The 12936-nt window shown below is 60.8% G+C and carries 12 protein-coding genes; 10 read left to right on the top strand and 2 right to left on the bottom strand.

The annotated features are described in order from the left end of the window. Positions 1-158 precede the first annotated feature (158 nt). Positions 159-1310, top strand: a complete 1152-nt coding sequence (locus SMD27_RS11285) for a flagellar motor protein MotA (protein ID WP_320508464.1) — start codon at positions 159-161, stop codon at positions 1308-1310. A 12-nt stretch (positions 1311-1322) separates the two neighbouring features. Next, positions 1323-2471, top strand: a complete 1149-nt coding sequence (locus tag SMD27_RS11290; RefSeq protein WP_320508465.1) for a peptidoglycan -binding protein — start codon at positions 1323-1325, stop codon at positions 2469-2471. 96 nt (positions 2472-2567) lie between these two features. Here the strand turns inward: SMD27_RS11290 and SMD27_RS11295 are convergent, their stop codons facing one another. Next, positions 2568-3677 (bottom strand): ABC transporter substrate-binding protein, encoded by a 1110-nt coding sequence (locus SMD27_RS11295; RefSeq protein WP_320508466.1) that lies wholly within the window; start codon positions 3675-3677, stop codon positions 2568-2570. A 130-nt stretch (positions 3678-3807) separates the two neighbouring features. Between SMD27_RS11295 and SMD27_RS11300 the strand changes: the two genes are divergently transcribed. Next, entirely contained in the window at positions 3808-4752 is a 945-nt protein-coding gene (locus SMD27_RS11300; RefSeq protein WP_320508467.1) for an acetamidase/formamidase family protein, read from the top strand. A gap of 51 nt (positions 4753-4803) precedes the next feature. Here SMD27_RS11300 and SMD27_RS11305 read toward each other — a convergent pair whose 3' ends face one another. Further along, positions 4804-5694, bottom strand: a complete 891-nt coding sequence (locus SMD27_RS11305) for a LysR substrate-binding domain-containing protein (RefSeq protein WP_320508468.1) — start codon at positions 5692-5694, stop codon at positions 4804-4806. 146 nt (positions 5695-5840) lie between these two features. Here SMD27_RS11305 and SMD27_RS11310 point away from each other — a divergent pair, with 146 nt between their 5' ends. From SMD27_RS11310 to SMD27_RS11340, 7 genes are all read left to right on the top strand, one after another. After that, positions 5841-7010 (top strand): iron-containing alcohol dehydrogenase, encoded by a 1170-nt coding sequence (locus SMD27_RS11310; RefSeq protein WP_320508469.1) that lies wholly within the window; start codon positions 5841-5843, stop codon positions 7008-7010. Positions 7011-7012: 2 nt separating this feature from the next. Next, on the top strand, positions 7013-7834 hold the full coding sequence (gene phnC / locus SMD27_RS11315; protein ID WP_320508470.1) for a phosphonate ABC transporter ATP-binding protein: 822 nt from the start codon (positions 7013-7015) through the stop codon (positions 7832-7834). Between the two features lie 56 nt (positions 7835-7890). Continuing rightward, the gene (gene phnD, locus SMD27_RS11320) at positions 7891-8937 is read left to right on the top strand and encodes a phosphonate ABC transporter substrate-binding protein (protein ID WP_320508471.1); all 1047 of its coding nucleotides are present in this window, start codon (positions 7891-7893) and stop codon (positions 8935-8937) included. Positions 8938-8944: 7 nt separating this feature from the next. Beyond that, complete coding sequence (gene phnE, locus SMD27_RS11325) at positions 8945-9757, top strand: phosphonate ABC transporter, permease protein PhnE (protein WP_320508472.1); 813 nt, start codon at positions 8945-8947, stop codon at positions 9755-9757. Between the two features lie 446 nt (positions 9758-10203). Beyond that, positions 10204-10995, top strand: a complete 792-nt coding sequence (locus SMD27_RS11330; protein WP_320508473.1) for a metal ABC transporter ATP-binding protein — start codon at positions 10204-10206, stop codon at positions 10993-10995. Further along, positions 10992-11867: a metal ABC transporter permease gene (locus tag SMD27_RS11335; RefSeq protein ID WP_320508474.1), complete on the top strand. Its 876-nt coding sequence runs from the start codon at positions 10992-10994 to the stop codon at positions 11865-11867. Before SMD27_RS11330 ends, SMD27_RS11335 begins: the two co-directional genes overlap by 4 nt. Positions 11868-11881: 14 nt before the next feature. Continuing rightward, positions 11882-12799 carry a metal ABC transporter substrate-binding protein gene (locus tag SMD27_RS11340; RefSeq protein WP_320508475.1) on the top strand — a complete coding sequence of 306 codons (918 nt, stop codon included), beginning with the start codon at positions 11882-11884 and terminating at the stop codon, positions 12797-12799. Positions 12800-12936 lie beyond the last annotated feature (137 nt).

A 12936-nucleotide genomic window follows, 5' to 3' on the forward strand; every position in this document is an offset into this window, starting at 1 on the left:
TTGCTGCCGCAATGGCTGATGTTACTTAGGCATCGTGATGTCTGCCATGCTTGATGCCTGATGAGGATGTGCCGGCCGCGCATGATAAAACTGGTAAAAAAACGCTGGGCTGTGCCGCGACGGTGGTAATCCCTGTCAGATATCCTTAGGTGGCATCGATGAGTCGTCCTACCCGTCAATTGCTGTGGATGGTCGTTGGTCTGATTGCCGCGGGGGGCTTGGTCTTCCTCCTCTGGGGCAAGATTGTCCAGGCCTTCTGGCACAATCCTGCGCTGAACAGCGGCATCCTCGCCGTCCTGCTGATCGGTATCGTCTTCATCTTCTGGCAGGTCATCCGGCTGAACGCCGATATCTCCTGGCTGGAAGCCTTCGTCCGTGGTGGCCATGCCACCAGCCAGGAGCAGCCCCGTCTGCTCGCGCCGCTCGCTGCCATGATTCGCGAACGGACCGGCCGATTGAACATGTCCGCCACCTCTCTGCGCTCGATCCTCGACGGCTTGCAGGCGCGGCTGGACGAAAGCCATGAGATCTCCCGCTACTTCATTTCCCTGCTCATCCTGCTCGGCCTACTCGGCACCTTCTGGGGTTTGCTCAGCACGATCAGCGCGGTCGCCGCGGCGATTCGCGATCTCAACCTGACCGCCACTGATCCCGTTGCGATGTTCAACGACCTCAAGAGCGCCCTGGAAGGGCCCTTGGAAGGCATGGGTACGGCGTTTTCGGCCTCGCTCTTCGGTCTCTCCGGCTCGCTGCTGATGGGCTATCTCGACCTGCAGGCCGGCCAGGCGCAGAACCGCTTCTATGTCGATGTCGAAGACTGGCTGTCGGGCATGACGCGGCTGACCGGCGGCGGTGCCCTGGTCGAAAGCGACCAGCCTATCCCCGCCTATATCCAGGCCCTGCTCGAACAGACCGCCGAAAGCCTGGAAAATCTGCAACGCACCATGGCGCGAGCCGAAGATACCCGGATGCAGTCGGCGCACAGCTTCAACGCGCTTGCCGACCAATTGGTCGGCCTGACCGATCAGTTGCGGCATCAGCAGCAATTGCACGGCCGCCTCGCCGATGCCCAGAGCGATATCCGCCAGGTCCTCGGCAAGCTGGTGGATGTGGCGCAAGGCGGCGGGCTAGGCCTCGATAATCAGAGCCGCGCGCATTTGCGCAATATCGATGCGCAGCTCTCCCATGTGCTGCAAGAGGTCAGCCATGGCCGAAATCAATCGGTCCAGGAATTGCGCAGCGAGATCAAGGTACTCGCCCGGACCATCGCCGCCGCTGCCGGCATGACCGGTCCGGATCAGCGGGTCTAGGGAGGCCAAGCGATGGCCGTACGAAGCCGGCGAGGTCGTCACGTCGAAGTCTGGCCCGGCTATGTCGACGTCCTGTCGAACCTGCTGATGGTCATCGTCTTCGTGCTGATGATCTTCGTCATCGGCCAGCTTTTCCTGAGCCAGATCCTGACGGGCAAGGACGAGGCGCTTGCCAAGCTCAATTCCCAGCTGGCCGAACTGGCCGATATGCTGGCACTGGAGCAGTCCAATTCGGCGCAATTGAAGGCGCAGGTGCAGCAGCTTTCCAGCGAGCTGACCAAATCGACCGCTGAACGCGATGACCTTCACAGTCAGGTCCTGGCACTGACCAACGAACGCAATAAGCTGCAGCAGCAGCTTGCCGTGACCCAGGACCAGGCAAAGCAGCTTGAAGACGCCTATAAGACGATCGATGCGGATAAGCAGAAGATCCAGGCGCTGATGACCGATATCGCGGCCTTGCAAAGCCTGCGCGACGAATTGCAGAAGAAGCTGAATACCAGCGACGCCAATACCCAGACGCTGACAACCGAGGCGCAGCGCCGGGTGGAATTGCTGAACCAGCAGATCTTGGCCATGCGCCAGCAGCTCGCCGAGATATCCAAGGCGCTGGATCTTTCCGAGCAGAAGAACAAGGAACAGAATGTACAGATCACCGAACTGGGCAAGCGCCTGAATGCCGCCTTGGCCTCCAAGGTAGCGGAACTGGCGCGCTACCGGTCGGAATTCTTCGGCCGCCTGCGCGAGGTGCTCGGCAATCGGCAGGATATCCAGATCGTCGGCGACCGTTTCGTCTTCCAATCCGAAGTGCTGTTCGAAAGCGGTTCGGCCGAGGTGACGCCGGCCGGGCAGCAGCAGCTTGATGTCCTCGCGACGACTTTGATCCTGATTTCCCAGGAAATCCCGCCTGAGATCCATTGGGTGCTCCGCGTCGACGGTTTCACCGACAAGCGGCCGATCGCGACCCCGCGCTTCCCGTCGAACTGGGAGTTGTCGACGGCCCGCGCCATCGCTGTGGTGAAGTATCTAATCAGTCGCGGTATTCCGGCCGAGCATCTGGCCGCCGCCGGCTTTGCCGAATTCAATCCCCTCGATCCGGCCGATAACGACGCGGCCTATAAGAAGAACCGCCGCATCGAAATGAAATTCGATCAGCGCTAAGCAGGCGCTAAGCGGGCTCCCACATATCTCCGGGAAGGATCGAGAGGGAACCCGCTTAGCCCGGCAGCTTGAGACGGCACCTGTCGGCGCCGCCTTTCAGCCGCCGGCTTTCACCTGATCGAAGATCTGGTTGTATTTGACACGCCGTTCCTCGGCGATCTCCTGAATGAAATTCGTCCGCTTCATCGTCTCCGCCGGATTGGAGATGCCCAGGCGCTCCAATGTCTCCTTCGGCACCATGTCGAAGGCCTTCTTATTGGCATGTCCCGTGCCCATCGACCCGATCAGATAGGCGCCCGCTTCCGGCGAGGTGAAGGCATTGGCGAAGTCATAAGCGAGATCCTCATGCGGCGCCGATTTATGCAGGACGAGGCCGCAAACCCAGGTGAGCATGCCTTCCTTCGGCAACATATAGGCGACCGGCAGGCCTTGTTTCTTGAGGCGCTGCACCGCATCGTTCCAACCATACATGGCAACCAGTTCGCCGGACGCCATGCCCTGTTCCGCACTGGTCTGATCGCTCCAATAGAGCCGGGCATTGTTCCGTTGGTGCCGCAGGACCTTGGCGCATTCCTTGAGCTGATCGTCGTCGAGCGCGTAGATGTTCTTGTAGCCGAGCAGCAAAGCGGCGATTTCCATCGCCGGTTCGCCGGAATCATACATCGCGACCCGGCCCTTATAGCGGTCATCGGTGAAGATCAGCGACCAGGACGGTTCTTTCAGATCCACGAGATCCGTCCGATAGATGACAGAGGAGTTGCCCCAGTCGAAAGGCAGGAACCAGCGCTGCCCCTGCTCATCCACCGTCCCCGGCAAGTTCGTCAGCTCGGGCCACATGTCGTCGACATATTTCAGGCGCCTCGCATCAAAAGGCTGGATGACATTCGAATTGCGGAACCGCATGATTGCATCGTTGCACGGATGCGCAAGGTCAACCACATAGCCCGATCGCAGCTTATTCAGCGCCTCGATCTCATCACCGAAGAAGCTTGCCTGGGGGTTGCCATGTTTCTTGACGTATTCGGGAAACAATTTCGGGTCGTTGTAATTGGACCAGGTATAGATCGACACCTCATCCGCCGCGACCGCCCGACGCGAGATCGCCGGCATGACGGCAACGCCCATGCCGAGCGCGGCCAGGGATTTGAGAAAACCACGCCTATCCTGTGCGATAAGGGTTTTAATATGATTGTTGCCACTTTTCATAATGCCTCCCAGTTGCCCTTAAAGGGCCTATTGCGAAATTATTTTATTAACATAAAATAATATACGCCAATAAAGTTCGTCAATGAAACGATTGCGCGGGGCCCGTCACGGGCTGAAAACGCGAGGGAACATGTCGATTGGATGCAACCATACGATCCACGCCAGACAGCATCATTTCGACTGGAGCATGGCGCACCGACCCGTCACCATGATCGCCCCGGGAGAGACGGTGGAATTCGATGTGATCGACAGTTCCGGCGGCTCGATCACGCCGGCCACGACCGTCGATCAACTCGACGCACTCTATGACAGCAGCGGCGTGCCCCTCACCGGCCCGATTGCCGTCGATGGCGCCGAGCCGGGCGATGCCCTTAAGATCACCATCCTCAACTTCACGCCGTCCGGATGGGCCTGGAGCGCCGTGACACCGCGATACGGCATCCTGACCGACCAGTTCCGCGAACCGCATTTGAAGATCTGGCATTACGATCGCGACTGCCAAAAGCCGGCCATGTACAGTGACATCGCGAAAGTGCCGCTGAAGCCTTTTCCGGGAACGATCGGTCTGGCGCCGGGAAAGCCCGGCATTCATTCATCGCTGCCGCCCTATTCGTCCGGCGGAAATCTCGATGTGCGAGATCTCTCCGCCGGCTCAGTGCTCTACCTACCAGTCGAGACCGCCGGCGGGCTTCTGTCGGTCGGAGACACCCATGCCGCGCAAGGCAATGGCGAATTGGCCGGCACGGCGTTGGAAAGCCCGATGGCCGTCGCGCTCAAAGTCGATCTCATCAAGGATGCCCGCCTCAAGGGGCCGCAATTCACGACGCCCGGACCGGTGTCGCGCCATCTCGATGCCAAAGGCTATCATGTCACCTGCGGCGTCTCGCCCCATCTTTTCGAGGCCGCCCGCATGGCGACGATGCAGATGATTGATCTGCTCGGCCGGCTGCACGGGGTTTCGCCCATGGATGCCTATCTGTTATCGAGCGTCTGCGGCGATCTCGCCATCAGCGAGTTGGTCAACAAGCCTGTGCATGTCGTCTCGCTTTATTTCCCGCGCATCGTTTTCGAATAGGCAGGCCGGACGAGCAGAAGTCAGGCAGGCGAATCGGACAAGGGTCACAGGTTATCTGTCTATCGCACGCCAATGTGCCGCGACATGACCGGCAGCGGCGATGAAGGCACGCACGGTCGCGGTTCCCCGCATCTCGGTCTGACAGATGACATATTCGGTAAAGCTCGGTGACGGAGGTGCAAGCGGAATGAGCTTCACGCGACTGTCATAGCTGACCTCACTATGAAGGATCGGCGCCGCGCCGAATCCTTGCGCCACAGCTTCCTTGATCGCCTCGCGCGTGTGAATCTCGATGATCTTCACCGGTTTGAGATCGGCTTCCGTCAGTGCCTTGATGAAGACGCTGCGGGTGACCGATCCAGCCTCGCGCAGTAACAGAGTTTCCTGCGCCGCTTCCTGCAGCGTCACCTGTTTCTTGTCCGACCAGGGATGACGTGACCCGACGGCGAAGCCTACATAATCGGTGCGCAGGGGCATCAGATAGAGATTTTCATGCCCCATGCGCGGTTCCGCCAACACGCCAATATCGACGTCCCGTTCCAGCACCGCTTGGAAGATTTCATTCGAATTTCCCATTTTCAGGGTGAAATCCACCTGGGGATGGCGATCCTGGAATTCGCGCAGCACCGGCATGACATGATGCGGTCCGACCGCGCCGATACGGATCAAGCCGCCGATCAATTCCCGCCGCTGGCTGAGGTAAGAGCGTGCCTCTTCCTGTGCAGCATAGAGCCGCATGGTGATGGCGCGTAATTCCCGCCCCTCATCGGTCAGTTCGACCCGCCGCCCATGGCGCCGGAAAAGCTGAACCTTGTAGCCCTCTTCGAGGACTCGGATCTGCGTGGAGACCGTCGGCTGGCTGAGCCGCAGCCGCGCCGCTGCGCGCGAAAAACTGCCTTCGATGGCGGCGACGTGAAAGCATCTGAGCTGAGCGTCATTCATAGACCAACTATATATCTTATCTTCATGCTTTCAATTGGATCGATATGAAGATTGCATGAATGATCTGACCTGACGTCGAGCGCACCTCACAACACGAATCGCCAACAGACGGGTGTCGGTGAGTGGGGTACGGCACAGAGGGTCAGATGCAACTTTGGAAATATCATAATCCGGTCCGGCTATCGGTCGGCCCCGGTGTATTCGAGCAGATACCGCTGGCGATTGCCGGCCGGACCTATGCGCTGGTGACCTATCCGGAACCCGTCTTCACTGATCTAGGCCGCCGGCTCGCCGCTGCCACAGGCAGCCAGAAACTCGTCATCACCGATTTCCATCCCAACCCCACCCTGGACGATCTGAGGGCCTGTAACGCCATGCTCGCGCTGCGCCCGGATGTCGAATTGATCGTGGCGCTGGGGGGCGGCTCCGCCATTGACGTGGCCAAGGCCCTTGCGGTCGGCCGGGGCAGCCAGGCTCGGCTGCTCGCCGCTTTGCATGGGAATGCGTCTTCCGATGACGCTACAATATCGGCACTGAAACTGATCGCCGTGCCGACCACCTCCGGCACCGGCAGCGATGTCACCTGCTGGGCAACCTTGTGGGATCAGGAGAACAGCCGCAAGCTCTCGCTCGACCGGCCCGACCTGTTTCCCGAAGCCTCCTTCATCGATCCCGAACTGACGGTCGATCTGCCCTGGTCGATCACCCTGAGTTCTGGTCTCGATGCGCTTTCCCATGCATTGGAGAGCCTGTGGAACCACCACGCCACGCCGCTCTCGCGGCATCTCGCGGTGCTCGGCGCCCAGACGATCATCCGGACATTGCCGCGTTTGCGTCAGCAGCCGGAAGAGATCGCGTTGCGCACCGATCTGTCGCTGGCGGCACTCTATGCCGGCCTCGCCTTTTCCACCACGCGCACGGCGCTGGCCCATAGTCTCTCCTATCCTATCACCCTGCGCTTCGGCATCAGCCACGGCATCGCCTGTTCCTTCACCTTGCCGGCGGTGATGCAGGCGGCTTTAGGCAGCGATCCGCGTTGCGATGACGCGCTGCGGCAGATTTTCGGCGATCTCGCTTCGGCCCCGCGGCTGCTCGCGCGTTTTCTCGCCGATCTCGGGGTCAGCACCGATCCCGCCGCTTACGGCGTCGAAGGCGATATCTGGCAGGAGCTGATTGGCGAAGCCCTGGCCGGACCGCGCGGCCGCAACTTCATCGCCAGCGACCGGCCCGAGCATGTTGCCCAGGTACTCAGTCGGGCGCGACTGGCACAGCACGACATTGAAGGCGATCGATCGCAGATGACAGGAGGCCGATGATCATGGGCGCAGTCGCCATGCAACCGGACGCCATGCAGACAGCCGTGATGCATCCCGATATCTCCATCCGCAGTATCAGCAAGACCTTCGGCAATAACCGGCCGGTGCTGAACGGCATCAGCCTGGAGGTCACGCCGGGCGAGATGGTCGCCCTGATCGGCTCCTCGGGCTCGGGCAAGACCACCCTGCTGCGCCATATCGCGGGCCTGACAGCCGTCGATGCCGATGGCGGCGAGATCGAGGTGCGCGATCATGTGCTGCAGAAGGGCGGCAAGGTCATCCGCGATCGCGGCAAGCTCCGCGCCCGCATCGGCCTGGTTTTCCAGCAGCACAATCTGATCGATCGCTACAGCGTCCTGACCAATACACTGCTCGGCGCCATCGGCCGCACCCATTGCCTCGGCGGCTGGCTCTGCCGCTTCAATCGCGAGGACCAGGAGATCGCCCGCAACGCCTTGTCGCGCGTCGGCATGCTTGAACATGCCGACCGCCGCGCCGACCAGTTATCCGGCGGCCAGCAGCAGCGCGTCGCCATCGCCCGTACCTTGACGCAGCAGGCATCGATCATCCTGGCCGACGAACCGATTGCCTCGCTCGATCCGGCTTCCGCCGAACGGGTGATGCGGACCCTGTCGGAGATCAATGCCGTCGATAAGGTGACGATGGTCATCAGCCTGCACCAGATCGATTTTGCTTTGCGCTATTGCCAGCGTGTCGTGGCGATGAAGCAAGGCCACATCATTTTCGACGGGCCCCGCGACCAGTTCACGCGCCACAAGATCGTCGACGTCTATGGCAGCGATGCCGAAATGGGCCGCGTATGACCTGGCGCCCCACCCTGCAACGACTTCACTCCCCGCGATCTAGATGGAGAAAACCAGTGACGGGACTGACGATCAAGCGGCTCATCCTGAGCCTTGCCATCACCGGCATCAGCCTTGGCACTTCTTTCGGCACCGCTGCCGCACAGGATGCGCAGAAGCTGGAAAAGGATCCCGATGTCCTGAATTTCGGCATTATTTCCACTGAATCCTCGGAGAACCTGCGCGATCAATGGGAGCCCTTCCTGAAGGAAATGGAGCTGGCGACCGGCCTGCGCGTCAAGCCGTTCTTCTCGACCGACTATGCCGGCATCATCGAGGCGATGCGTTTCGCCAAAGTGCATATCGCCTGGATGGGCAACAAGGCTGCCATCGAAGCGGTGGACCGCGCCAATGCCGAAGTCTTCGCCAAGCTCACCCGCAAGGACGGCAGCGACGGTTATTACTCCTACATCCTCACCAATGCCGACAATAGTGGCGCCAATTCGCTGGGCGATATGTTCAAGCAATGCGGCACCGGCCTCAATTTCGGCATCGGCGATCCCAATTCCACCTCCGGCACGCTGGTGCCGACCTATTACGTCTTTGCCCAGAACAAGATCGATCCGCGCAGTTGCTTCAAGACGGTGCGTGCAGGCAGCCATGAAGCCAATTTCGCCGCCGTTGCCAATAAGCTGGTCGATTACGCCACCAATAACAGCGAAGAGCTGAACCGCGTGAAAGCCAATGATCCGGCACTGGCGAAGAAGGTCAAGGTCATCTGGACCTCGCCCGCCATTGCCAATGATCCGATCCTCTATCGCAGGGATCTGAGCCCCGATCTCAAGGACAAGATCCACGCCTTCTTCCTCAGCTTCGGCCACATCGGCACACCCAGCGAGATTGCCAAGGCGCGCGAGATCCTGGCCAAGATGAATGACGGCTATGGTCCCTTCACGGATTCCAACAACACCCAGCTTTACGAGACCAGGGAACTCAATCTCTTCACCAAGAAGCTGGCGGTGCAGAATGATGGCGGCCTCAGCGACAGCGAAAAATCAACCAAGCTCGCCGATCTCGACAAGCAGCTCGCCACCTTGAAGCTTCTGGAAACCCAAACACACTGAGGCTGCCATGATGAGCCAGGCCCGGGAAATGGGGGAAATCAGTCGGCAGGAGAATAACGTCGCGGAAAAGCGGCGTTGGCCGGTCTATTTCATTTGGGGCGCAGTCCTTGTCCTGCATGCCTGGGCCTGGCGCGGCACCGAAATGAATCCGGTGGCGCTGATCGAATATAGCGGCAACATGGCAAGCTTCGCCGCCGGCTTCTTCCCGCCCGATTTCCACAATCTGTCCCGCACCCTTCACGAAATGCTCATCACCTGCCAGATCGCCCTCTGGGGCACGACGCTGGCGGTCCTGACATCGGCACCACTAGCCTTTCTTACCGCCGGCAATGTGGCGCCCTGGTGGGTCGTCCAACCGGTGCGGCGATGCATGGATGCCTTGCGCGCGATCAACGAGATGGTCTTCGCCATGCTCTTCGTCGTGGCGGTGGGTCTTGGTCCCTTCGCCGGCGTTCTGGCTTTGTGGCTGCATACGACAGGCGTTTGCGTGAAGCTGTTCTCCGAAGCGGTCGAAACCGCCGATCCGCGGCCGGTGGAAGCGATCCGCATGGCCGGCGGCGGCTTCATCGCCCGGGCCTTGCATGGCCTGCTGCCCCAGGTCATGCCGCATTGGATCTCGCTCTCCCTCTATCGCTTCGAATCCAATGTGCGATCGGCGACGGTGATCGGCATCGTCGGCGCCGGCGGCGTCGGCGACCTCCTCTGGGAGTATATCCGCAGCTTCGATTACGGCCGCACCGCCGGCGTCATCGCCGTCATCGTCCTGGTCGTCTGCGCCATCGATGTCCTGTCACAGCAATTGCGCCGGCGCATCGTCTGACCGGCGGCGCTGCGCCAGCCGCTGTCGCACCGCGCCAACCTTTGCAACAACTCGCTTGTCACCCTCGGACTCGATCCGAGGGTTGTCCACCGGAGAGACTGATGCAAAGACACTCGTTCAGCGCCGGGTTCATCGTCCTCATCTGACATCCTACGGGGCCTCAACCGTGGACCCTTGGATCAAACCCGAGAGTGACAACCTTGTTTGTTGCGGGTGCCGTGCGACGAACTTCAACAGAGTCGATAGAAGCCTCGCTTAACCTATCGACAAGGTAAATTCGTTACGTTATAACATTACATATGAAAGATAGACTCAGCTCTTCCGGCCGCGCCTCGTTCGGCTCCCCTTTGATGCTCGGCGTTCGAGAGCGGCTTGCCGCTGCGGCCTTGTTGATCCTTGGGCTCTGGAGCGCAGTCGGCCTGGCTTTGGGATGGTGGGGTTGAGGCATGACACCAGATTCCAATCCCGCCGCGGCAGCTGTGCCGGCGCACGCGCCACCGATATCGGCGGGCCTCCTCACTTTCGACAATCTGACCATCGGCTATGACCGGCATCCGGCCGTCCATCATCTCTCCGGCAGTTTCCGCCCCGGCAGCCTGACGGCAATTGCCGGGCCGAACGGGGCCGGCAAGACCACCTTGCTGAAAACGGTTACCGGCCTGTTGCGGCCTATCCATGGCGAAGTGCGCTTAACGGCAATCTCCCGCCGTGACATCGCTTATCTGCCGCAACAGGCGGAGATCGATCGCAGCTTTCCGATCTCCGTCGCCGATGCGGTGGCGATGGGTCACTGGCGAAAGATCGGCGCCTTCGGCGGCATCACCGGGGCACTCATGCGCCAGACCCGCCTCGCCTTGAGCGCCGTTGGTCTGCAAGGCTTCGACAAGCGACCAGTGGGCAGCCTGTCGGTCGGTCAGTTTCAACGCATGCTGTTCGCCCGCCTGCTGCTGCAGGAAGCGAAGCTGATCATTCTCGACGAGCCCTTCGCCGCCATCGATGCCAAGACCACGAATGACCTGCTCGGCTTGGTCCTGCGCTGGCAAGGCGAAGGACGCACCGTCATCGCCGTCCTGCATGACCTGGAGCAGATCCGCGGCTTCTTTCCAGAAACGCTGTTGCTGGCGCGCGAGCCGATCGGCTGGGGGCCCACGGCGGAGATCCTGACCCCTGATAATCTGGGCAGGGCGCGCGCCATGATCGAGGCCTGGGACGAACAGGCGGAGTGGTGCCGCCGATGACTCACCTGCGCGATTTCCTCTTCGGCCCCTTCATCGACTTCGCCTTCATGCGCCAGGCCCTCGTCGCCTGCCTCGCTTTGGCGCTCGGTGCGGGTCCGGTCGGCGTTTTCCTCATTCTGCGGCGCATGAGCCTGGTGGGTGATGCCATGTCCCATGCGGTCCTGCCGGGTGCCGCCATCGGCTTCGTCATTGCAGGCCTGTCGCTGGTGGCGATGGGGATCGGCGGCTTGATCGCCGGCCTATTGGTGGCGCTACTCTCCGGCCTCATCTCGCGCTACACCGCTTTGCGCGAGGATGCCAGTTTCGCAGCTTTCTATCTCATGTCTCTCGCCCTCGGCGTGCTGATCGTCTCGACCCATGGCAGCAATGTCGATCTCATTCACGTGCTGTTCGGCACCATCCTGGCGGTCGACAAGGCTGCCTTGATCGTCATCGCCACGGTCACCAGCCTGACCATTCTCTGTTTCGCCGTGATCTACCGGCCCTTGGTGATGGAGTGCTTCGATCCCGGCTTCCTGCGCGCGGCGGGTCGTTGGGGCGCTATCTGCCATGGGATTTTCCTGGTCATGCTGGTTGCTAATCTGGTGACCGGTTTCCAGGCGCTTGGCACATTGATGTCGGTCGGCTTGATGATGCTGCCGGCCGCCGCCGCGAAATTCTGGGCGCGCGATGTCTGGTCGCTGATGCTGACGGCTGCCGCCATTGCTCTCGCCTCGGCCTATTGCGGCCTGCTGATCTCCTATCACGCCGGCATCGCTTCCGGTCCCGCCATCATCCTGGTCGCCGGCGGCACCTATCTCGTCTCCCTCCTCTTCGGCCGCGCCGACAGCCTGCGCAGCCGCTATCTCCGCAGCGCACATCTCACAGCCTGATTGAAAGGATCATCATGCGTCTCTCCTTCGGGTCGACATCCGTCGCCTTGGGGCTTCTGCTCCTCGCCCCTCCCGCCATGGCCGCCGACCAGCTGAAGGTCGTCACTAGCTTCACCATCCTGCAGGACATGGTGAAGGAGATCGGCAGCAATCATGTCGAGGCCAGCACCTTGGTCGGCACCGATAGCGATCCGCATGCCTTCGAACCGACGCCGAACGATGCCAAGAATCTGGCCGCTGCCGATCTCGTCATCGTCAGCGGACGCGGCCTGGAAGGCTGGATGGATCGACTGATCATGGCTTCCGGCTATAAGGGCCCGATCGTGATCGCCAGCACCGGCGTGCCGGAGCGCACGATGGTCGATGAAGAAGGCGAAGATAGTGGTGAACCCGGCAAGGTGATCCCCGATCCGCATGCCTGGAACAGCGTGCCCAATGGCAAGATCTATGCGACGAATATCATCGCCGCTTTGAGCAAGGCCGATCCTGCCGATGCCGCTTATTATCAAAAGGCCGGCGAGAAATATCTGCAGCAGTTGACCGATCTCGACAACTGGGTGCGCCAGGAATTCGCCACCATTCCGAAGGACGAGCGCAAACTCATCACCTCGCATGACGCGCTGGGTTATTTTGCCGATGCCTATGGCCTGCAATTCCTGGCGCCCGCCGGTCTCAGCACAGAAAGCGAGGCATCGGCCCAGGATGTCGCCAAGCTGATCCAGCAGATCAAGGCGGAAAAGATCAAAGCCGTCTTCGTCGAGAATTCCATGAACCAGTTACTGGTCAAACAGATTGCCGATGAAACCGGGGCGAAGATCGGCGGCACGCTCTATGTCGAATCGCTCTCCAAGGGCGATGGGCCGGCGCCGACCTATGTGAAGATGGTCCGGCACAATGTCACGTTGATGGTCGCGGCCCTGCACGGGCAATAAGCCGCGCCCCCACGCGGCGCCGTCGGAGGTCATATCGCCAGGCCTCGATCCTCGGCGTTGCCGCTTGGCGGTGGATCGGCCCATCATCCGATCCACCGCCATCCTATTCCGTCGCGAAGATACGGATGCCGGCCACT

This window comes from Dongia soli (genome assembly GCF_034044715.1).
Lineage (GTDB): Bacteria > Pseudomonadota > Alphaproteobacteria > Dongiales > Dongiaceae > Dongia_B > Dongia_B soli.